We start from the raw sequence: 22,350 nt of genomic DNA, 5'->3' as shown, positions 1-22,350 counted from the left end.
CTGCAAATCATACCAAATGAGTAGAGTCAGGGTTTTTACCAGAAGTCTGGGTTGTCCAAAAAACCTGGTTGACACGGAAAATATTCTTGGCGGGCTGGGTAAATCTTATGAGCCTGCCCCGGATATTCAAAACTGCGATGTGGTACTGATAAACACCTGCGCCTTTATTCAGCCTGCTGTAGAGGAATCACTTGAAGTAATTTTCGCTGCTCATGAAGAGCGCAGAAGACTTGAAAAATCTCCGCTGCTGGTGGTGACCGGTTGTCTGCCTTCAAGATATGGAAACAGTTTAGAGATGGAGTTGCCTGAAGCAGATTTGCTTGCACCCATCAGCCGACAGAAAAATCTGCCTCAAGACATCCTTGCTGCCCTGAATGCCAAACCTGCATCCTCAGCCTGTCAAAGGCGCATCAGTACCCCCAACAGCTACGCCTACCTTAAAATCAGTGAAGGGTGCAATAACAAGTGTTTTTTCTGCACCATTCCCTCCATCAGAGGAAGACTGAAATCTCGAAATGCTGATGATATTTTAACTGAAGCCCAGTGGCTTATATCTTCGGGAATTAAAGAAATTATAGTTGTAGCCCAGGATAGTACAGCCTGGGGGCGCGACAGCGCAGAAACATCTGATGCTGCCGGGCTGATAGCAGAGCTTTCAGGATTGAAAGGCCTGCAGCGCCTGCGCCTTATGTATCTTTACCCCACAGGGCTGAGCCATACCTTTCTTGAATTCATGGCCCGGACCGGACCTCCACTTTTGCCTTATTTTGATGTACCATTTCAGCATTCCCATCCAGATATTCTTAAAAGTATGGGCAGGCCCTTCAGGCAGGATCCCATGGAAGTTGTCAAAAAAATTAGACAAGTTTTGCCCGGAGCTGTTTTAAGAACCACTCTTATAACCGGATATCCTGGTGAAAAGGAAGAGCACTTTGCACATCTTTGCGACTTTGTGAAGAATGTAGGCTTTAATCATCTTGGAGTCTTTCCGTTTCATGCTGAAGAGGGAACAAGGGCTGCAGAAATGCCGGAACAGGTACCTGAAGAGCAGAAGGTCAGACGGGCGGAAATGATTATGTCCATGCAGAAAAATATCAGTCGTGAAAAGCTTGCAAAATATCAGGATAAAGAAGTGGAAGTTCTTGTTGATATCCCTCATCCTGAATGGCCGGGGCTGTTTATGGGCAGAACCTGGTTTCAGGCCCCGGAGATTGATGGCATTACCTATGTCAGCGGTCCGGATGTTGAACCTGGGGCTATTGTCAGGGCCAGGGTCCAGGAGACCAAGGACTATGACCTTGTGGCCATGCAGGATTAAACATGCTGATGTTCATATAAATTTTCAAAACCACCCATTATTTTTGTTGTCAATTCCAGGACTATCTGATAGATGTGCACAAATTTATTTGTGTGTTAGGGGGATTTTTTATGCAAAACACAGAAAACGTGGCTGATGTGAACGAGAATTTTGACAACGACAATTTTGAAGGGGAAATGGACTTTGAATCCGCGCTGGAGGATTATCTCAACGCAGACTTTGGTGAAGTTCAGGAAGGCGGCATAGTAACAGGAGAAGTGGTCAAGGTTGAAAAAGACTATATCCTGGTGGATGTCTGTTTTAAGTCTGAAGGGCAGATTCCTGTTGCTGAATTTACAGATGCTGATGGTAATGTTACTGTCAAGGAAGGCGACAAGATTGATGTTTTTGTAACTAACAAAGACGAAAAAGAAGGCATCATCACTTTGTCCCGTGAAAAGGCTAAACGGGTCAAGCTGCTGGATGACCTTGAAGATATTCTTGAAAATGAGACCACTATCAAGGGTCGTATTATCAAGCGCATCAAGGGTGGTTATAATGTAGATCTTGACGGATTAGAGGCGTTTTTACCTGGATCACATGTGGATTTAAGGCCGGTGCCTGATATGGATGCACTTGTGGATCAGGAGTTTGAATTCAGGATTCTCAAGATTAACCGCCGCAGAAGTAATGTAATTATTTCACGCCGGGTACTATTGGAAGAAGAAAGAGAATCCATGCGCGAAGATCTGCTCAACTCCATTGAAGAGGGGCAGGTGGTTACAGGGCGTGTCAAAAATGTTACTGAGTACGGAGTCTTTATTGACCTTGGCGGTCTTGACGGATTGCTGCACATAACAGACATGTCCTGGAAAAGAATCAGACATCCCAAGGAGATGGTTCAGATCGGTGATGAGCTGGAGCTTAAGGTTCTTGGTTTTGATCCGGATGAAAAAAAGGTCTCTCTTGGCATGAAGCAGTTAGTGATTGACCCGTGGGAAAATATTCATGAGAAATATCCTGAGGGTGAAAAATTCACAGGCAAGGTGACCAATCTGGCTGATTATGGAGCTTTTGTGGAGTTGGGAGACGGTGTAGAAGGCCTGGTGCATATCTCTGAAATGTCCTGGACCCGGAAGCTCAGACATCCATCCCAGATGGTCAAGCCTGGCGATGAAGTTGAGGTAGTCATTCTTGGCATTGATTCCGAGCGCAAACGCATTTCTCTTGGCATGAAGCAAGTTAATCCCAATCCATGGGATGTGGTCGCTGAAAAGTATCCTAAAGACACTATTCTGGAAGCCCCCATCAAAAATATCACTGAGTTTGGTCTTTTTATAGGCATTGAAGATGGAATAGACGGACTGATTCATGTATCAGACATGTCCTGGACTAAAAAAGTCCGGCACCCTTCTGAAATGTTCAAAAACGGCGAGTTTGTCAGGGCCAAGGTGATTATGGTGGACAAGGAAAATGAAAAGTTCACCCTTGGCATCAAACAGTTGACAGAGGATCCATGGCTTGAAGTTCCTAATCACTATCCTGTAGGCACTACAGTTAATGGCAAGATTACCAATATCACTGATTTTGGTCTTTTTGTAGAAGTTGAAGAAGGGATTGAAGGGCTGGTTCATGTCTCTGAGATGAGCAAGAAAAAGATCAAAAGCCCCAAAGAGTCCTTTGAAGAAGGCCAGGAAATTCAGGCCAAAGTTATCCATGTGAGTGCAGATGAAAGACGACTGGGTCTATCCATCAAGCAGCAGCAGGAAGAAGAAGACAAGAAGCGAGGCGGTGAACAGAAAGCTAAAGTCGGCGCCGCACCTGCTGGAAGCAATCTTGGAGACTTGATCCGACAAAAGCTGGAAGCAGAGGATGGAGAAAACAACTCACAATAAATTCAGCCAGAGGCATCCTCTTATATTTGGATTTATGATGATAATTACGGCCGTAGTCATCTTTATGATGGCTATGGCCGTTTTTAATTTCCTGTTCTTCAGCGAACAGTCCAAGATGAGGGGAAAGCAAGTAATAGGTGTTGTCAAAGTCAACGGCCTGATAACGGACTCCCGGGATATTGTGGACTGGATCAGCGAGCTGAAGAGGAAGGACCATATTAGAGGAGTTGTTATCCGAGTCAACTCTCCAGGCGGAGTTGTGGCTCCTTCGCAGGAGATATATGCAGCTGTGCGGGATCTGGCTCTTGAAAAAACAGTAGTTGTGTCCATGGGTGCCATGGCTACATCGGGCGGTTATTATCTGTCCAGCCCGGCGCATAAGATTGTGGCTAATCCAGGTACTCTTACAGCCAATATTGGTGTCAAGGCAACCTTGACCAACATGCAGGAACTTATGCGTAAGATCGGGATTGAAGACCAGGCGATTTACAGCAGCGAATACAAAGATGCAGGTACAGTTACCAGGCCCATGACGGACAGAGAAAAAGCGTATTTCCAGGAAATCATGGATGATCTCCATGAGCAGTTTGTACTGGATGTTGCGGCTGGAAGGAATATGGATGTTGAGACTGTGGCCTCTCTTGCCGATGGCAGGGCAATGACCGGCAGGCAGGCTTTAAATAATGGTCTGGTGGATAAGCTGGGAGGCATGAATGATGCTGTTGATTTAGTGCGGGAGCTTGCTGAAATCAAAGATCAGGTTTTTCTTCTGGAAGGTCCTGAGCAAAAAACTTCCCTGCTTAGAAGAATTGTGGGAGAGTTTTCCCTCAGACAGGAAATTTTTGGTCCAGGGTGGGTTTTTTCTTATGAATAGTGCAACACCGGTAATCAAGAAAGTCATGGATGGTGGGCGCATTTCAGCAGAAGACGCCTTAATTCTTGTGGAAAATGCTTCCATTCACGATCTTGGCAGTATAGCTCATACGGTGCGCAGCAGGCTTCACAATAATAAAGCTTATTTTATATATAATCAGCATTTGAATTTTACCAATATCTGCGCCAACAAATGCAGATTCTGTGCTTACAGCAAAAGATCGGGAGAGCCTGGAGCCTTCAGTCTGAGTATAGACCAGGTCAAAGACATGATTCTTGCCAGATCCGATGAACCCATAGATGAAATTCATATTGTGGGCGGCCTGAATCCTGATCTTGGCTATGAATACTACATTGACATGTTGAAGACTGTCCGCAAGCTGCGTCCCAAAGCCGGGATCAAAGCATTTACAGCTGTGGAGATAGCTTTTTTGTCAGATGAGTACGGACTTACCCATGAGCAGGTCTTGACGGATTTTTCCAAAGCCGGCTTAGATGCATTGCCTGGCGGGGGAGCTGAAGTTTTTTCACCCCGGCTGCGTCAAAAATTATGCCCTGAAAAAGTATCTGGAAAAAGATGGTTGGAGATCCATGAGACTGCGCACAAGATATCCATTCCCACAAACTGTACCTTGCTTTTCGGCCATGTGGAAACATGGTTAGACAGGATTAATCATCTTCTGGCCTTAAGAGATCTTCAGGATAAGACTGGGGGCTTTTTGTGCTTTATTCCACTGGCTTACCAGCCAGGCTATAATGATCTAAACGCAAAGGGGCCGGATGGAGTTGACTTTTTCAAAATGACTGCCATTTCCAGGATATTTCTGGACAATATCCCTCATATCAAGGCTTATTGGGCTTTCAGCGGCATAAAGGCTGCGCAGCTTGGGCTATGGTATGGTGCAGATGATTTTGACGGTACCATTGTAGAGGAAAAAATTGGCCATGCTGCAGGTGCTGATACTCCCAAGGGGCTGACCATGGAACAGTTGCGGTCATATATCCGGGAAGCAGGTTTTGAACCAGAGCAGAGAAACTCTTTTTTCCGTATTAGTAAGTCTTTCTGAGTGACGCATGGTGGCAGTTTTCATTCTGGCCTGGAGTGGAAGCATTACGCATTTGAGAAAACATAAAAATTTATTGTGAGGTTATAATCTAATTATAACAGCAGGGCACAGGGATTTCCCTGGCTTCGGGACTGTCCCAATCGACTTTTCTGAAACGCGTAATGCATCCATTGGTGTGAACAGTATCTGCGCGGCGATAATATGCGCTGGAAATAGCCACTACCCGCGCCATATGCAAACCAATAAACAGTTATGAGAACTACTACTTGACATTGATCAGGTCTGATGATTATTTAGTGAAATAAGTAACGTACATTTAAGTCAATACAGGAGGCTGACATGCTTGTAGAACTTTTTCGAGACATGATGAGCAGTACAACCGAAGGTTTTTTTGGCGTAACCGGGATTTATCTGTATTTTGTGGTCATGGTGGCTGCCGCCATTTACCGCATTAAGGAAGGCATGAACGAGGGCCATCACTAAAGTTCCAGATCAAAGCTTACAAGTACCTGCAATCGTATTGCCAATAAAATCAGATACTTACAAAATTCAGTAAATTTGCTCTTGTTCCCAGGCTCCAGCCTGGGAACACCTATTTTTTTGTGGCTCCAGCCACATTTTGAAGAAGCGGCTGGAGCCGCAAGAGTAAGACATCCCCTGGGAACGAGGTGTATGAGTTACTCACAGGTTCGGTCCCGGGCCGCCCGGGTGAAGAGCTTACAAGTAGCTATAATTGTTTTGATAATAAAATCAGACGGTTACAATTTTCATATTTTTATGATTTTTGCTTATGATTGATGCACATTTGCCTGAAAAATTTCGTCAAAGATGGGAACTTTGCACCTGGCACAGGGACTGTCCCTCGCTGTGTAAATTTTTCCATTAAAGCAAATTTCTTCCAGGAACCAATGCAGCATCAATCTGTTTTATAGTACCTCGCGGGGACTGTCCCAATTTCCAGATATGGGACTTTTCTTCAATGTGGAGGCGGCTTCCAGCCGCCTGGAATTAAATAGCCTGCAGGATGCAGGCTCCACTTTAAAGACAGTTACTCGCAGGTTCGGTCCCGGGCCGCCCCAGGGGAACAAATATGTGACAGTTCTTCAAGGTGGAGGCGGCTTCCAGCCGCCTGGAATTAAATAGCCTGCAGGATGCAGGCTCCACTTTAAAGACAGTTACTCACACGTTCGGTCTCGGTCCGCCCGGGTGAAGAGCTTCTAAGTGACTGGAATCATATTGGCAATAAAATCAGGCACTTACAAATTTCAGTATATTAACACTTGTTCCCAGGCTCCAGCTTGGGAACGAGGGGTATAAGTTACTCGCAGGTTCGGTCCCGGGCCGCCCGGGTGAGGTGCTTCTATCTTCTTTCTTACTTCTTCCACCTTCCACTTTCACCAACCACCCTCGCCCCTCCTCCCTTCTTCCTTCAGCCTTCTTCCTTCAGCCTTCAGCCTTCTTCCTCCTCCTTCCTTCTACAAATCTCCAATTAATAGTGCTGAATTTCAAAGTCTTGTGCATATAGCCAACATTAGTATGAATTATGTATGGATTTTTTTTTAATTCTGGAATATAAGTATTTGTTATGCCTGATGCTGAAGATTTTAAGCTTGAAAGCTATCAATATGATCTGGATGAGAAGCTGATAGCACAACATCCCTGCTCTGAAAGGTCTGAATCAAGACTTATGGTCCTTGACAGGCAGAATACTACTGTCAGTCTTTCAAGTTTCAGCAGACTTGCTGAACATCTTGAGCCTGGTTCGCTTTTGATGGTAAATGACACAAAAGTCCTGCCAGCTCGAATCAATGGCCATAAGGATACAGGGGGCAAGGTGGAGTTTTTGCTGCTAACGCCTTTGCCACTGATAAAACCACAGGAAAGTGGTTATGAAAAATCAGCAGTGGTTGAGTGTCTGCTGAAAGCTTCCAAAAGACCCAAAATTGGACAAAAGATCTTTTTTGCTCATGGAGTCAGCTTCACGGTGTTGCAAAATCTGTCCATGGGCAGGACAAAGGGCAGACTGTTCTGGACTGGTGATTTGGCGAGCTACTTTGTAGACTGCGGACATGTGCCTTTACCACCATATATTCAGCGCCCTGACAGTCATGTTGACGCTGATAGATATCAGACTGTTTATTCCAGTAATAGCAAGCTTGGATCAGTTGCAGCCCCGACAGCCGGGCTGCACTTTACTCCAGGCTTTAAGGACAGCCTGATTAAAGCCGGTTATGAATGGGCAGCAGTAACACTGTACGTTGGCTATGGTACTTTCAGTCCGGTTAGAAGTAGTGACATCAGGCAGCACAAGATGCATCCAGAGTATATTGAGGTTTCAGCTGCTTCAGCTCAAGCTGTGAAAAGGGCCAGGCATGAGGGCAGGAAAGTTGTAGCTGTGGGCACTACCACAGTTAGAACTATCGAGAGCGCCAGTGCTCAGCTTACAAATGGACAAGGTTTCCAGGGCTGGACTGATCTTTTTATTTATCCTGGCTATAAATTTCAGGTTGTTGATCAATTAATCACAAACTTTCATCTACCAGGATCATCACTTATTATGATGATATCGGCATTAGCCGGGCGAGAAATGGTAATGGGTGCCTATGCAAGAGCAAGGGATGAAGGTTTCAGGTTTTATTCCTACGGTGATGCCATGTTGATTATCTGACTTTCAGGCTGAAGGTTGAAGACTGAAGGCTGAAGGCTGAAGGCTGAAGGCTGAAGGTTGCAGGCTGAAGGTTGCAGGCTGAAGGCTGTAGGCTGAAGAATTAGGAATTTGGGTATTATGGCCCATGTCAGGGTTTAGAAAATCTTGTTTTCTGCTTTAAGATTGAGGCGGTAAGTTATTTAAGGAGCAAAAGAGACTCAGGCACTGTATTTCATGCACAGGTCTAAGCTGTTACTGGAAAGGGCAAATCAATCCTGTCCAAAGTTTGCTTTTTCAACCACAAACCAAAATAGGGGTATTCAATGTCGCGAGTAGTGTTTCGTGAGGAGAGATGCAAAGGTTGTCTTCTCTGTACCGAGGTTTGCCCTACTGAAATCCTTATTCAGTCGGACAATTTCAATAAGCAGGGATACAAAGTTGTTTGCGTCAAGAATGGTGACATGGAAGGATGCAAAGGTTGCGCCTTTTGTGCAGAAATCTGTCCGGATGAAGCAATTATTGTTTACCGGACCAAAAAGAGTTCCAAGGAAAATGATCTGTCGGAGGAAATAGATGAGTAGAATATTTATCAAAGGGAATATAGCTGTTTCCAAAGGGGCTCTCGATGCTGGATGCAGGTGTTATTTCGGGTATCCCATCACCCCTCAGAATGACATACCAGAGTTTATGTCCAAGGCCATGCCCGAGACAGGAGGAGAGTTTGTGCAGGCGGAAAGCGAAGTTGCTGCAGCCAATATGCTGCTTGGAGCTGCTGCATGCGGAATAAGGGCCATGACGTCTTCTTCAAGCCCAGGCATGTCTTTAAAGCAGGAAGCTCTTTCCTATATGGCAGGAAGTGAACTGCCCGGTGTAATTGTCAATATGAATCGCGGTGGTCCTGGACTGGGAGATATCGGGCCGTCCCAGGGTGATTACTTTCAGTCAGTTAAAGGTGGTGGTCACGGAGATTACAAGCTTTTAGTCCTGGCTCCCGGTACTGTTCAGGAAGCTTATGATCTGACCTTTCTGGCTTTTGAGCTGGCTTTTGCCTACCGCAACCCGGTACTTATTCTGGGAGACGCAATTATTGCGCAAATGCAGGAGCCCATTACTCCCAGGGATCCTCTTGCTGTAGATCCCTTTGAAGGGGGTTCATGGAGGCTTGAAGGTGCCATGGACAGAGAACCCAGAATTCTCAAATCTTTACATCTTACTGATGGAGCTTTGGCCGGGCATAATCTCAAGCTGCAGGAAAAGTATCAAAGAGCAGCGAAAGAGTGTCGCTACGAGGAATTTCTCACAGAAGATGCAGAACTGATTGTTGTTGCTTATGGATCCATCGGACGCATAGTTAAGTCTACCATTCGCAAGCTGCGCAAGGAAGGCATTAAAGCAGGGCTGGTAAGGCCCATCACTTTGTTTCCCTTCCCATCGGCAATACTGGAAAGCCTGGCTCACCAGGGCAGGAAGTTTTTAACTATTGAACATAATATGGGCCAGATGGTTGAAGACGTAAGACTATCTATCTGCGGATATGCCAAAAGTGATTTTTTTGCACAGCTTCCAGGCAATCTGCCTACCCCCAATGATTTTGAAAAACCCATCAGGGATGCTTTGAGGAGTTGAGAACAATGGAAGAAGTTTTAGCTTATGAATCCCCGCGCCTTCTGGCTGACAAGCTCAGCCATTATTGCCCGGGATGTCACCACGGAACAGTACATAAACTTGTTGCCCAATGTCTTGAAGAACTGAACCTTGGCCAGAACACTATTTGTGTTGGATCCATTGGCTGTTCGGTTTTTATATATAATTATCTGCTGCTGGATGCTGTAGAAGCTCCGCATGGACGGGCACCTGCAGTAGCTACCGGAGTCAAGAGAAGCCGTCCTGACAAGTTTGTTTTCACTTATCAGGGTGATGGAGATCTTGCATCCATAGGGCTGGCTGAAATTATGCATGCAGCCAACAGAGGCGAAAAAATATCTGTAGTTTTTGTCAATAATACCGTTTACGGCATGACCGGTGGTCAGATGGCTCCTACCACCATGATCGGTCAGCAAACTACCACCTGTCCCGGAGGCAGATGTGCAGAGCGTGAAGGGCAGCCTATGAAAATGGCAGAGATTATGGCTGGTTTAGGAGGAGTTACTTATTCAGCACGAGTGGCGGTAAATAATATTAAAAACTTTAAGAAAGCCAAAAAAGCCTTGAAAAAGGTTTTTGAAATTCAAATGGCCGGCAAAGGATTTGGTTTTATTGAATTTCTTGCATCATGCCCAACGAACTGGAGAATGACCTCTCCGGCTGCCAATAAAAGGCTTACAGAAGAAATGATTCCGTATTTTCCTCTTGGCGTGTATAAAGACTTAGAAGGAGATGCATAATGGGAGTATATAATGACGCGATAATCGCCGGCTTCGGAGGGCAGGGGGTTATGCTGATCGGCAACCTTCTGGCCTATGCCGCCATGGAAAGCGGTCTCAACGTGACATATATACCGGTTTATGGTCCGGAAATGCGCGGTGGCACAGCCAATTGTACAGTAGTTGTTTCAGATGAGGATATCGGTTCTCCCATAATTAAGAATCCGTTAAGCCTGATTGCCATGAACAGACCGTCTCTGGATAAATTTCAGCCCATGGTGCAGGATCAGGGTCTGGTGATCATCAATTCTTCACTCGTGGATATGGAACTTGCCGACAAAGACCGGGTGAAAACATTTGCAGTGCCAGCCAATGAAATTGCTGATAAAATAGGCAATACCCGCATGGCCAATATGGTGGCTCTCGGGGCCTATGCTGCGGCCACAGGCATCATTGAACTGGATGTAATGCAGAAAAGTCTGACCAATGTTATATCAGCCCATTACAGTCACCTTATCCCCAAAAATGCTGAAGCCCTTGCAGCAGGTGCAGAAGTTATCAAACAGGCTAATTAGTCACCATAACTGGACCGGGACAGGGAAAACTTTTTGATAAACTCTTACAAACATAACAATCACTCAAGGTAATACAGCTTATGTACCAGGCTTATGGGGTGCTGGGTTACCCCTTGGGACATTCACTGAGTCCTTACCTGCATAATAGTGCTTTTGAGCTTCACAATATGCAGCGTTGCTATTTCAAGTGGGAGATCAGGCAGGATGATCTGGAAGCATTTATGCGTTCAGTGCGCATCCTGCCACTCTCTGGAATCAGTGTCACAATTCCCTATAAAGAAAATATAATAAAGTTCCTGGATGAAATTACTCCTGAAGCTCAAGCAATGGGGGCAGTAAATACTGTATACCATAACAATGGAATACTTGTTGGCGCAAATACCGACTTTATCGGCTTTATGGAGCCAATAAAGCATTTGCCTTTGCATTCAGCCTTAGTCTGTGGAGCTGGAGGAGCTGCTCGATCTGTAATATATGGTCTTAAAAAACTTGGTTTAGAATCCATATGTCTTTGCAACCGCAGCACTGGCAAGGCAGCGGAGCTGGCGCAAGAGTTTAAGGTGGATCATATATTATGGGAAGATCGACACAAATATGAAGCAGATTTGCTGGTGAACACCACCCCCCTCGGTACATCTAATCAAAACCAGGATTTGAGCCCATGGGAAATTAAAAATCTGCCCTTTAAGGTCGTCTATGATCTGGTATACAATCCTTTAGAGACAGTGTTGCTTAAACAGGCTGCATCAAATGGAGCTGTTGCTGTTTCCGGGCTGTCCATGTTTGTTCATCAGGCCGCCGAGCAATTCAGGATATGGACTAATGAGAAAATGAATACAGAATGGGCTGAGAAACTGTTGCGTGAAAAGCTTGGGAGTTGAAGTGAAAATTCCAGGCTCAAGCTGCTCACTATATTCCTGCAACTGTTGTCATTCTGAGCATTTGTCCTAAAATAACGGCACCGGCTTGAGCCACGTTAAGAGATTCAAATCCGCCAGGCATGGGTATATGTATCTGTTCATGACAGCGTTTTAAAACATTGGGTCTGATGCCCTTTTCTTCGCCTCCCAAAACCAATACTGCAGGAAAGTTAAATTCCATCTCAAAACAGCTTGTACCCTCACGGGCTACTGCTCCATAAATCCACAATCCATTGTCTCTATAATCATCAAGTGTTCTGGCCAGATTGGTGACCTGAGCCAAATCTATGCGGGTCATGGCTCCTGCAGAAGCTTTCATGGCTCCGGCACCCGGATGAGCACTTCTATCTTTGGGAGTAATTATTCCCATGCCCCCAAAAGCCGTCATTGTCCTGCAAAGAGCTCCTAAGTTTCCGGCATCCTGAACCTGATCCAGAGCCAGCACAACTGGAAAAAGACTGGTTGAGCTTTTGAGTCGAATCATATCTGCGTCAGCACTCTTAATTGTTTTTAATCTGGCCAGTATGCCATTATGTCCTTTGAAAATTCTGTCCATTTCCTGGGCAGAGCTCAGTCGGTATTTGATATTGTGCTGGCGGCACTTATCCAGTATGCGGTTGAACTCCTTAGAAACCGGCTTTTTGACGAGTACGAGATCTACTTGTTCCGGTGATGCTGAAATGAATTCATAGACTGGCTTTCTGCCAGGGAGAAAGTCGTTTTTCATGTTTAATCCAGGGTTGTTTTTTAGTAACCTACAGCTGTAAGTAAAAATATCATAAAATATAAATGGCGAACTTGTCTCTCAGTAGGGAGCGTCACCATTTCATACCTGAGAAAAAAATATCTGTTGCAAATTCTTCGGGTTTCTAATAGCAGTACTGTGTTTATGTAATAGACCAAACACCTGTGTCAAGTTGACTGTCCAATGCTTTTTTAAAAGCCCTTTACCTTGGGCGGACCGGGACCGAAGCTGTGAGTAACTGTCTTTATAGTGGAGCCTGCATCCTGCAGGCTGTTTAATTCCAGGCGGCTGGAAGCCGCCTCCACACAGAAGAACTGTCACTTTTTTGGAAATTGGGACAGTCCCCGCGAGGTACTATAAAACAGATTGATGCTGAATTGGTTCCTGGTAGAGATTTGTTTTAATGGAAAAATTTACACAGCGAGGGACAGTCCCTTTGCTAAGCGCAAAGTTCCCATCTTTGACGGAACTTTTCTGGCAAATGTGCATCAATCATAAGCAGAAATTATAAAAATGTGAAAAGTGTAAGCATTTGATTTGATTGGCAAAACGATTGTAGTTACTTGTAAGCTCCTCCCCCGGGCGGCCCGGGACCGAAGCTGTGAATAACTCATACACCTCGTTCCCAGGCTCCAGCCTGGGGACGTTTTGTTCTTGCGGCTCCAGCCGCTTCTTTGAAATGTGGCTTAAGCCACAAAAAAAGAGGTAATAGCCTTAACGCGTTTGAGATTGCCGCGCTCGAAGACTCGCTCGCAATGACACCTGAGTTGTCAGGGATGTGGTTGCTGAAAACCTGTCACCCACGAGGGAGCCTAAGCGACCGAAGCAATCTGTATGGTAAAACCGTAATGCTATGAATTTATTATATATACGTTTGTAGTTACTTAGAAGCACTAATCTGTAATCTTTTTTTCAAAATATAATTCAACAACAGAAAACAGATATCAATAAATATTCTGAGAGGAGTACACTTCCATGATCTTAAGAACTATTCTGGTTGTAATCAGTACATTTATGCTGATGGCCTGCGCGACTACTTCTGCGGACAAGTCCAAAAAAACGGACGATCCTTCGGTTTCTCGTGCAACTGATACAGATGGATTATCCTTTGAGGCTGATCTGGCATCCAGAATGCTGGACCATGATAATCTGGACCTGACTCCTGAGAGGTTGCAGGAACTTCAGAAGGAATCCCTTACTAAAACTGAAGAAAAGGTTCTGGATGCAGAGGTAGGTTTTGATTTTTTCCTGGATGCCCAGGAGACCCAGGCTATGGAAAATTACTTCAAGATGTTCACACATACCCACAGGCACACCTTTGAAAACTGGCTCAAGAGATCTGAAACATTTCTGCCTTATATAAAGGGCGTTTTTCAGGAAAGGGGTCTTCCTACTGATTTAATCTATCTGCCTTTTGCAGAAAGTGGTTTTAATGCCTGGGCCTACTCCCGGGCTGGAGCTGCCGGTTTATGGCAGTTCATGCCTGCTACAGGCAGACATTATGGACTGCGCGTGGACTGGTGGATGGATGAACGTCGCAATCCATATCTTTCCACCCATTCCGCAGCCGACTATCTGGAAAAGCTGTTCAATGACTTTGATGACTGGTATCTCGCTCTGGCCGCTTATAACGCTGGTGAAGGAAGGGTATCAAGAGCCATGGTCAGGAGCGGTCATGACAATTATTTTGATCTGATTCAGGGACCATACCTTGCGAGAGAAACAAGAAACTATGTTCCAAAGTTTCTGGCTATTTTGAAGATTGTGCATAATTTGGAAGAGTTGGGCTTTGAGCCAATAAACTGGGATAATGCACCTGATCTGCGAGAAATTGAGGTTCAGCCTGGAACTGATCTTCTGGCCCTGGCCAACGCCTGCAATATGGACTGGGATGATTTCAGGCATCTCAATCCTGCTTTTCGCAGACAGGTCAGCCCATCTAATGCTGCGGTTGATGTCATGGTCCCGGCTGCTCAGTATGAATTGGCAAATAACTTTTTACAAAGCCCGGATTCACGTCCTTTTGCCGGTTATCAGCGTTACCAGGTCGGGAGAGGTGATTCATGGTGGCGTATTTCCAACCGCTTTGGTGTACCAGTCAATGTGCTTAAAGCGGTAAATAACACCAATTCCAATCTGCTGAGGGTGGGACAGTATGTAATTGTTCCAGCTGGAGGATCTGGAGCTCAGGTTGCTTCCTCAACGACACAAGACCACGCCCAGCGCAGAGCAACGTATATTGTGCAGCGTGGAGACACTCTTTCAGAAATTTCATCAAAGTTTAATGTCAATCTGGCAACCCTGATGGCATCCAATGGTATTAATAATCCAAGATCCTTAAGAGCCGGCCAGAGGCTCTACATTCCAGGGCCCACCCAGGCTGCTCAGGAGCAGGGCCGGCAGGTTGAATATCAGGTTAGAAGAGGAGACACTATCTGGGGGATAGCCAGGCGCTTTGGGGTTGAACCTCGTGATCTGCAACGGTGGAATAATATCTCAGGGAATCAGATAATCAGGCCGGGTGACAGTTTGAGGGTCTATGTGAGGTAGGTTGATCTGTTTAATTTTTAAACTTTTAGTTTTGATAAGGGGCGCCTTGACAGGATTTAAAAGTCCGTAAGTCAAATTCAGTAGTTTGTTCAAGTAGCCGAGAGTCAGTCTTCATATCCTTGATTTTGACTAACGGGCTCAGGGCTGGTCAAACAGGCAGCAATGGCGAAAACCAGCCAGGATGCAGGCTTTACGCAAAAGTGAAAGAATGTGGTGAACTGTTACAATTAAACTAAACAAAGTGTCCATGTAGTGGTAAAGACTTCAAAAAATAAGCCTGGTAATTTTCATTGATGAATGAATTTATCAGGCTTATTTTTTTTTCAGGATCTGCAAACATTATAAGCTATTATAACGAAGGTATTTAAAATCTATAGGTAAAACCTAATGCAACTACCGGGTACCAGCGATAGTTTTTAACATCACTTTCAATGTCCTTTATTTCTCTTCTGATGTCTTCATTAAGAATGTCTAAGTTCAAAGGATTTTCAGCTTTAAGACTTATGCTCGGTGAGCCATGGTATAATACTCCCAGGTCAAATGTGAAGAACCAGTTGCGATCAACTCCAAAGTTCGTTCCCCATCCCAATCCCAGATAAGGGGTTACGTCGTTTACGTCAATAACATCCACATGATATAAAATTAAGTTAACAATAAACCTCAAAAAACCATAAAGAGTTTCACAGTTAAAATACCTTATATGTACCAATGCATAAAGTTAAATTATATTTAAAATGAGGTCAACAAAAAATACTCAAAATGAATATGTGTAAGGCCCCAGCGATTGAAACAATCTTTACTTTTTTGAGGCTGGTATCAGGAAAAATGCGGTTTAAGTTTGAGATTGCCGCGTCGCTGGCGCTCCTCGCAATGACAGTAAAGTATAAATGAAATGTTTCTAACATTGGTTGCTCTTGAAACTTGAGACAGAGGGCTGCCATAGTGCATCTAGCATTAACCCTGGTAATTTTCATTGACGAGTGAATTGATAAGGCTTAATTTCATATTAAAGCACTGGAGGCACTAATATGGATATGAGCACCTACAGAGTCATGCTGCGCCTTAATCCCTGGATCGAAGACAAATTTGCCTGGCCTGGATATGCTGTCCGTCATTTACCGGAAAATTACATTGTTAGAGCTCTTGGTCCAGAATTAAGTAAGGACAAGGTGACCTTGATTATCGGACCTAGGCAGGCAGGAAAGTCAACTCTCGCCTGGAAAGCCATCAGCAACTCTCATAATCCCTTTATCTTTATAAACTGCGAAGAACAAATTCTGAAAGAAGCCTGCTCATCTCCAGCCTTATTCTTAGATGAGATGGATAAGCTGGTTCCTGATGCAGCAGGATACTTTTTTGAGGAAGCACAGCATCTTGAGGAAGCTGGACTTTTTTTGAAAGGGTTAGTTGACCTGAAGCCTGGGAAAAAAATACTGGTTACTGGCTCATCCAGTTACCACCTTAAGTCTAAAACCAGGGAATCCCTGGCCGGACGTGCTATCAGGCATGTTCTGCTCCCTTTTGGATTCAGAGAGCTTGTTCCAGTAAACAGGTCTGAAACAGTGGTCAGAATGAAAGCTCAGGAAATTTGGAGTGAGCTTGCTCTTTACGGAGGTTACCCTGAAGTCTGGCTCAGCACAAGCAAACAAGATGTTCTGGGAAGACTAACAGAAGCCTTTGTACTCAGAGATGCGTCAGACCTTTATCATATCAAAAATTCATCGGCATTCAGGAAGCTGATGAAGTTGGCGGCTTCTCAAGTTGGTAATCTGACAAACTATTCCAGTTTTGCTGAAAATCTGGGTATCAGCGTAAATACGGTCACCCAGTATCTAAGCATCCTCGAAGAAAGCCACATTATCAGGCTTGTGCCTCCTTTTGCAGGCGGCAAGCGAGCGGAGATAACTTCCCGTCCCAAAATTTTCTTTCTGGATAATGGGATAAGGAATTATCTTTTTGGAGGATTTGATGACCTGGCAAACAGGGGGGATAGCGGTCAGCTAATGGAAAACCTGGTTTTCTCTGAACTATGCAAATCTTTAAACATGCTTAATGATCAGATTTATTATTGGAGGAGCACTTCAGGTGCTGAAGTGGATTTTGTCCTGGAATCCGGGAACCAGCTTGTGGGCGTAGAAGTCAAGTCTGGAGCAATGAAAAGACCAAGGCTCAGCAGATCACTCAGAAGTTTTATTGAGGCTTATAAGCCGGATAAAGTGTATGTGGTCAATAATGAGCTGGAAATGTCAATTAATGTCCAGGGTATAGAGGTGATTTTCATCCCTGGCAGTCAGTTTTTTGTAAAGGATGGGGAATTTTCAGGGGGATAGTGGAGTGATGTTAATAGCAAGAGGTATTTAAGGGTGTCAGGTTATAGTTGTCTATTATCAGTTTGTCCCGACTTGATCATAGGGAAGCTTCAATCTTACTGACGCCCTTTGCAAAACATTCATTTTGTCTGTCATTGCGAGGAGCGCCAGCGACGCGGCAATCTGTACCGTGTTGAGGCAGGTGTCAGGATAATTTCGGTTTGAGTTTGAGATTGCCACGCTCGCGGACTCGCTCGCAATGACAGGCTTTGATGGTACAGGCTGGTTAAGGGAATGGGAGGATAGTCGCAACATTTGTGCCTTTTCAGTCTTGTTCCTTGCAGTGATGAACACCTTACCTGTCATTGCGAGGAGCCTAAGCGACCGAAGCAATCTGTACCGTGTTGAGGCAGGTGTCAGAATAATTGTGGTTTGAGCTTGAGATTGCCGCGCTCGGGGACTCCCTCTCAATGACAGGCTTTGATGGTACAGGTTGGTTAAGGGAATGCGAGAATTGTCCCGGCTTTTTGCCTTGTTCCTCGCAATGACGGTCCAACTTTTATCACGAGATCTTAAGTCCAGGATCTGTTGGTCAAATTACGAGGCCAGCCTGTGGAGGGTGCAGGCGAGATTGTCTGGGACTTGGATCGGTTCAAACATTGTTCCAGGGTACAGGTAGGCTTCTCCAGATTCGTCAATTACCCTGAGCAGACCTTTTTGTAAGGAAATTTCATCCGGAATTACCTCGTAAATTTTTCTGAGTTCCAGAGCTGCTGGGTACTCATCATTGGATATGCAAACAAAAAAACTTGATTTCATAATAATTCCTTGATTTTGAATTCAACTCTGCCAGTGCCATGGGCTTCATACCAGTGAATTTCAGCTGAACAGATATGACGACCATCATTAAAAATGATTCTTGCTATGCCTTTTTTCTTCATCCAGTTTCCTGGGCCATAATGTTTTACCAGTCTCTGGCGTTCTCTAATCCCTTTTCCCGGGCAATGGTCTGAATTTGGCTGATCTCACCCAGAATTTCAAAAAAGGACACACTGAAACTCCTTTCTGATAATTATAAATTTTAGAGTAAGAAGAGCTGTTCTGTCAATGGTATGAAAAATTAATGACTTGAGCATTTGTCGTCAAGTGTTGACTGGTAATCGAACATTTTCTCCTTGGGAATGCGCTTGTTATAGTTGCACCATTTAGAGATCCGGCAACACCTGTCACCCTCGAGGGAGCCTAAGCGACCGAAGCAATCTGTAGCGTGTTGAGTCAGGTGTCAGGATATTTCTGGTTTGAGCTTGAGATTGCCGCGCTCGGGGACTCGCTCGCAATGACAGGCTTTGATGGTACAGGTTGGTTAAGGGAATGCGGGGATAGTCGCAACATTTGTACCTTTTCTGTCTTGTTCCTAGCAATGATGAACACCTTACCTGTCATTGCGAGTGCTGCACCTGCTTGAGCATCAGATTTTTCGGATGTGAATGCTGTTATCTTCAAGCACCTGAATGTACTGATCTAAAAGTTTTTTTATTTCAGGATAGATTTCAGCCATGAAAACATCTCCTTGATTAAAAACCTTCTTGTCTATCCTGTGTATGCCCAGCTTGGAATTTCAATATAATTATCAGGAAGGGTCTTTTGGGACTGAATCGCAAAAAAATGCTCCTCAATGCTCTTGAGAACTTTTGCATCATAGTAGATCATTCCACATTCAGAGCAAATTTCTACTGGAGTGCCAGGAACTAAAAGATAATTACCCTTATATGAATAAAGGTAATCAATTTTTTTGCGTTCACATGAAGTTGAGGAACAGAAGTTACATTTTTTTTCTATCATATTTGATTCCCCTGGTTCATGGATCTTTGAATTTGGGAGGTTTACCAGTCAGTTGAAAAACTCCCAATTGCTGCGTCGCTACAAAAAGTTCAAACTCTCACGTATGGATAAATACGCTTCGACCTTGAACTTTTTGTGCTCCTTGCACTTGGGGTTTTTGAACTGACTGTTGCTATGTACTTTCCCAACTATTCAGTGAGGAACATAGACGGTAATAAGAACTACCTTGTCACCTCTCCATCCACAGACGATATGTATAGGAATGTCAGCTGAAAATCCTACAATCAGACAACTTTCACCCCGTCCAGTATCAGGGTAGGCTTCAAGGATGCGGCCACGTAATAATGCCTGTTCCACTTGTTCCAGGGTAAGGTCATCAGCCTTTCTTTCAATATCAGCGTGCATTGAATATTCATACTTATTTAGTTTGATACTGGATTTAATGATTGATATATCCACAGTATTTCCAATTTTCTAAAATTTTTAGTCATATTGGATATGAAATCAGGTTTTGTCAATGCAGGAACTGCTGATCATTTCGAAGCAGTAGGGAACCGGCTGAAGTAACCTTTAACATATTGAGCCAGTAGCCGATCAGTCAAGGGTTGAAGACAAAGATTATTGCGTCATTTGGCCCTTAATGATGAACACCTTACCTGTCATTGCGAGGAGCGCCAGCAACGCGGCAATCTGTATCACTTTAAGCTGGGTGCCTGATTTATACCATTCCTGACTGACATTATCTCAGATCTTCGGTAAGATCCTTCCACTCCTGGTTAAGAGATTCAATCAAGGCAACTTTTTTTAGCTTTTGACCCTGCTTTGATTTGCTTTTCTCTATCAATTGCAGTTTCAATCCGGTAAAAGTGTTCAAAGTAGACCAGCTTGTGAAGATTGTATTTTTTTGTAAACCTGCTACCCACACCTTTCTTGTGTTCATCTAAGCGACGGATAAGATCCCTGGTCACTCCTGTGTACAGGACAGTATTGTTTTCGTTGGTCAGAATATAAACGTAATAGTTGTGCCCGTTCATGTTCATCTGGTTAGCAGAAGAATAAAAACAGGTAAAGAGAGTGATATCAGGAAAAATGCGGTTTGAGCTTGAGATTGCCGCGTCGCTGGCGCTCCTCGCAATGACAGGTGAGGGCGGGTCATCTTGCTATTTACTGGTTGCGTTTTTCTGCGGGCTAAGGACTTTGGATCTCGGAATTCCAAATCCCCAAATCCCTCAATCCCCCAATCCCCCAATCCCTAAATTCCTAAACTTCTAAATCTATACAGCACCAAAATAAAAAGGCCGGCAGATTACTCTACCGGCCTTTGTGGCGTCAGTATATTTATTAACTGTGATTAATTAGAAGCGATAACGGAAACCAGCTGCTGCTTTCCATGCTGCGTCATCAGCAAGATCACCTCTCCAATCAGTACCTCGAGCACTCATATCAACTGCCATGTAACCAAGTTCAAGAATGGCTGCCAGATTTTCGTACATCTGGTACTGACTGTTGAAGTTAACTTCCCAAGCTTTATCTGCTGTGGTGAAAAGACCGAGGTTGTCTTTATGGTTTGTGCCTTGATAGTAACCAGCTTGAAATTCATGTGTGAGCTTATCAATGAAAGCTATGTCAACGAGTTTGAATCCAACTCCCCACTTACCTGATGGTCCAAACGCACTTGCATTAGCCTGGCCAAGTCTGGCGCGTCCATTTCCTCTGAACTGTGAGCCTGAGAATCCAAAAGTTGAGAATCCCCAAAGGTCACCACTCAGTGTTGGCATAACCCTGCTTGTATTTCCAGCATCTGTGCTGGTTCTTGATTCACCTGATTCATACAGTCCATAGATCATTGGTGTGAACATATCCATGTTGTATGCAACTGCAAGATTGGCAATCCAGCCTTTTGCTTTGCCAATATTTTGTTCTGCTGCATTTTCACCAAAGTGGGAATTTCCACCAAAATTAAAATCAGCCATTACTGTGATAGGATCAAACATATCCATTGATGCACTTAAACCTACCCAGTAGTGAGTAGAGGAGGTAGGATCTGCGTTACCACCAACCTGATTGAAAGCATTTTTGCCAGCAAAAGCGACCGCACCGAATGGGTTAAGCTGAACACCATCCAAAGATACGGGTACAATTAAGGCTAGCATATCGATTTCATCCTTGCTATATCTTCCCGGATCTCCTGCAGCAGGTCCTGAGGTTTCATCATCTGCTAATCTTGCCCATCCTACGGTCACTCCAACCATATCATTGAACTGAGTTGATCCAAATACACCCCATACATTGTCATCTAAAATAAAAGAACCAAGATTGTTAGGCAAAGTGATTGGTTGGAGACCAGCTTTGATATTAACAGGTGAATTAGGGATCATGAAATCAAGATAAGCCCTGTCAAAATCCCAGTTAAACCTGTTTCCAACATCTAATCCACCAGCTCTATCGCTACGGGCTCCCCATCTTACATCTCCAGTATTAAAGCGTACAACACCTTTCAGGTTTTCATTTGCTATAAACTCAAAAGTTGTTCTTACGCGTTGTACTGCTTGAAAAGGGTCATCCTTAACATCGCTATCAAATCCTGGATTTTTAACATAGTTAGCACTCATTTGCCAGTCACCTTTGGCCTGGAACTGAATGGCCTGTGCTGCGCCCACTGTGCCAAGCAGAAAAGCAGCCATAATGGCTATTACTACTAAACGTTTCATAAGTCTTTCTCCTTTTGCATTGAGAAAAGTTAAAATTTAAAAAAATACCTGACGCCTCATACCTGTAATCGGCTTGTGCACCCTTTCTAAAGAGGTCGAAAAAAAAAAGCAAGTCTTTTTTGTCAAAAAAATGGAAAAAGTTAAAATTTTTTTACTGTGCAAAAATTTGTACTCTTTGGGGAAGTTCAAAGCCCCATGTGTCAGGATAGATGTCGCCTTGGATCAAATTCAGGCAGGGCCTTTGTCTTTTACCTGGGACGACTCCAGTAACAGATTCTTGTCAAGCAAGAAGCAATTTGAGACTCAAACAGGCCTGCCAGATTTGGCCAACAATCAGCTTGGCAGCAAATGATGAGAGAATGGGGAGAGTTAAATCTAAAACAAAAAAGGGTCCAGGCAATCAGCCTGAACCCTTTGAGTTTTTATGGTAGCGAGGGAGGGACTTGAACCCCCGGCACTGCGGATATGAGCCGCATGCTCTAACCACCTGAGCTACCTCGCCGTAAAGAGATTGCTTGTTAATGGCTTTGAAAAAAAAAATCAAGTCAAAAATTGT

At 44.3% G+C, this 22,350-nt stretch carries 21 protein-coding genes and 1 tRNA gene; 13 read left to right on the top strand and 9 right to left on the bottom strand.

Annotated features, from left to right (window positions below; translation table 11 throughout):
* Positions 1–16 precede the first annotated feature (16 nt).
* The 11 genes from rimO (at position 17) to aroE (ending at position 11,598) form a co-directional block, all read left to right on the top strand.
* Positions 17–1,318 carry a 30S ribosomal protein S12 methylthiotransferase RimO gene (rimO, locus tag LZ23_RS17815; RefSeq protein WP_045216394.1) on the top strand — a complete coding sequence of 434 codons (1,302 nt, stop codon included), beginning with the start codon at positions 17–19 and terminating at the stop codon, positions 1,316–1,318.
* Positions 1,319–1,428: 110 nt separating this feature from the next.
* Entirely contained in the window at positions 1,429–3,192 is a 1,764-nt protein-coding gene (locus tag LZ23_RS17810; RefSeq protein WP_045216392.1) for a 30S ribosomal protein S1, read from the top strand.
* Positions 3,170–4,066 carry a signal peptide peptidase SppA gene (gene sppA, locus LZ23_RS17805; RefSeq protein ID WP_045216390.1) on the top strand — a complete coding sequence of 299 codons (897 nt, stop codon included), beginning with the start codon at positions 3,170–3,172 and terminating at the stop codon, positions 4,064–4,066. Before LZ23_RS17810 ends, sppA begins: the two co-directional genes overlap by 23 nt.
* Positions 4,059–5,132 carry an aminofutalosine synthase MqnE gene (gene mqnE, locus LZ23_RS17800; protein ID WP_045216388.1) on the top strand — a complete coding sequence of 358 codons (1,074 nt, stop codon included), beginning with the start codon at positions 4,059–4,061 and terminating at the stop codon, positions 5,130–5,132. The genes sppA and mqnE overlap by 8 nt, the downstream gene beginning before the upstream one ends.
* 339 nt (positions 5,133–5,471) lie before the next feature.
* Complete coding sequence (locus tag LZ23_RS24800) at positions 5,472–5,615, top strand: hypothetical protein (protein ID WP_198146042.1); 144 nt, start codon at positions 5,472–5,474, stop codon at positions 5,613–5,615.
* A 1,102-nt stretch (positions 5,616–6,717) separates the two neighbouring features.
* The gene (gene queA, locus LZ23_RS17790; protein WP_045216387.1) at positions 6,718–7,800 is read left to right on the top strand and encodes a tRNA preQ1(34) S-adenosylmethionine ribosyltransferase-isomerase QueA; all 1,083 of its coding nucleotides are present in this window, start codon (positions 6,718–6,720) and stop codon (positions 7,798–7,800) included.
* Between the two features lie 302 nt (positions 7,801–8,102).
* A complete protein-coding gene (locus LZ23_RS17785) occupies positions 8,103–8,360 on the top strand; it encodes a 4Fe-4S dicluster domain-containing protein (RefSeq protein WP_045216385.1) in 258 nt (85 codons plus the stop codon).
* Entirely contained in the window at positions 8,353–9,405 is a 1,053-nt protein-coding gene (locus LZ23_RS17780; protein WP_045216383.1) for a 3-methyl-2-oxobutanoate dehydrogenase subunit VorB, read from the top strand. Before LZ23_RS17785 ends, LZ23_RS17780 begins: the two co-directional genes overlap by 8 nt.
* Before the next feature lie 5 nt (positions 9,406–9,410).
* Complete coding sequence (locus tag LZ23_RS17775) at positions 9,411–10,163, top strand: thiamine pyrophosphate-dependent enzyme (RefSeq protein WP_045216382.1); 753 nt, start codon at positions 9,411–9,413, stop codon at positions 10,161–10,163.
* A complete protein-coding gene (locus tag LZ23_RS17770) occupies positions 10,163–10,717 on the top strand; it encodes a 2-oxoacid:ferredoxin oxidoreductase subunit gamma family protein (RefSeq protein WP_045216380.1) in 555 nt (184 codons plus the stop codon). Before LZ23_RS17775 ends, LZ23_RS17770 begins: the two co-directional genes overlap by 1 nt.
* A gap of 80 nt (positions 10,718–10,797) precedes the next feature.
* Positions 10,798–11,598, top strand: coding sequence for a shikimate dehydrogenase (gene aroE / locus LZ23_RS17765; protein ID WP_045216378.1), 801 nt, complete (start codon positions 10,798–10,800; stop codon positions 11,596–11,598).
* Positions 11,599–11,626: 28 nt separating this feature from the next.
* Here the strand turns inward: aroE and LZ23_RS17760 are convergent, their stop codons facing one another.
* Positions 11,627–12,364, bottom strand: a complete 738-nt coding sequence (locus LZ23_RS17760) for a TrmH family RNA methyltransferase (protein WP_045216376.1) — start codon at positions 12,362–12,364, stop codon at positions 11,627–11,629.
* Between the two features lie 993 nt (positions 12,365–13,357).
* On the opposite strand from LZ23_RS17760, the gene LZ23_RS17755 reads away from it, so the two are divergent.
* The gene (locus LZ23_RS17755; RefSeq protein ID WP_045216374.1) at positions 13,358–14,932 is read left to right on the top strand and encodes a lytic transglycosylase domain-containing protein; all 1,575 of its coding nucleotides are present in this window, start codon (positions 13,358–13,360) and stop codon (positions 14,930–14,932) included.
* A gap of 364 nt (positions 14,933–15,296) precedes the next feature.
* Here LZ23_RS17755 and LZ23_RS17750 read toward each other — a convergent pair whose 3' ends face one another.
* Positions 15,297–15,596 carry a hypothetical protein gene (locus LZ23_RS17750; protein ID WP_052507491.1) on the bottom strand — a complete coding sequence of 100 codons (300 nt, stop codon included), beginning with the start codon at positions 15,594–15,596 and terminating at the stop codon, positions 15,297–15,299.
* A gap of 370 nt (positions 15,597–15,966) precedes the next feature.
* On the opposite strand from LZ23_RS17750, the gene LZ23_RS17745 reads away from it, so the two are divergent.
* Positions 15,967–17,262: an ATP-binding protein gene (locus tag LZ23_RS17745; RefSeq protein WP_198146041.1), complete on the top strand. Its 1,296-nt coding sequence runs from the start codon at positions 15,967–15,969 to the stop codon at positions 17,260–17,262.
* A gap of 576 nt (positions 17,263–17,838) precedes the next feature.
* On the opposite strand, the gene LZ23_RS17735 is transcribed toward LZ23_RS17745, so the two are convergent.
* From LZ23_RS17735 to LZ23_RS17695, 7 genes are all read right to left on the bottom strand, one after another.
* Positions 17,839–18,060 (bottom strand): hypothetical protein, encoded by a 222-nt coding sequence (locus tag LZ23_RS17735; protein ID WP_045216367.1) that lies wholly within the window; start codon positions 18,058–18,060, stop codon positions 17,839–17,841.
* Complete coding sequence (locus tag LZ23_RS25390) at positions 18,057–18,182, bottom strand: hypothetical protein (protein WP_269745193.1); 126 nt, start codon at positions 18,180–18,182, stop codon at positions 18,057–18,059. The genes LZ23_RS17735 and LZ23_RS25390 overlap by 4 nt, the downstream gene beginning before the upstream one ends.
* Before the next feature lie 649 nt (positions 18,183–18,831).
* Positions 18,832–19,083, bottom strand: coding sequence for a type II toxin-antitoxin system MqsA family antitoxin (locus tag LZ23_RS17720; protein WP_052507490.1), 252 nt, complete (start codon positions 19,081–19,083; stop codon positions 18,832–18,834).
* Positions 19,084–19,275: 192 nt separating this feature from the next.
* Complete coding sequence (locus LZ23_RS17715; RefSeq protein WP_052507489.1) at positions 19,276–19,542, bottom strand: DUF4258 domain-containing protein; 267 nt, start codon at positions 19,540–19,542, stop codon at positions 19,276–19,278.
* A gap of 326 nt (positions 19,543–19,868) precedes the next feature.
* Positions 19,869–20,117, bottom strand: a complete 249-nt coding sequence (locus LZ23_RS17710; RefSeq protein WP_198146040.1) for a GIY-YIG nuclease family protein — start codon at positions 20,115–20,117, stop codon at positions 19,869–19,871.
* A gap of 321 nt (positions 20,118–20,438) precedes the next feature.
* Entirely contained in the window at positions 20,439–21,794 is a 1,356-nt protein-coding gene (locus tag LZ23_RS17705) for an outer membrane homotrimeric porin (RefSeq protein WP_045216363.1), read from the bottom strand.
* Positions 21,795–22,219: 425 nt separating this feature from the next.
* A tRNA-Met gene (locus LZ23_RS17695) sits at positions 22,220–22,296 on the bottom strand.
* Positions 22,297–22,350 lie beyond the last annotated feature (54 nt).

The sequence above is a fragment of the Desulfonatronovibrio magnus genome, assembly GCF_000934755.1.
Classification (GTDB): Bacteria; Desulfobacterota; Desulfovibrionia; order Desulfovibrionales; family Desulfonatronovibrionaceae; genus Desulfonatronovibrio; species Desulfonatronovibrio magnus.
Note: the sequence above shows the minus strand (reverse complement) of the source record. Positions and strands in the feature narration are given on the sequence as shown.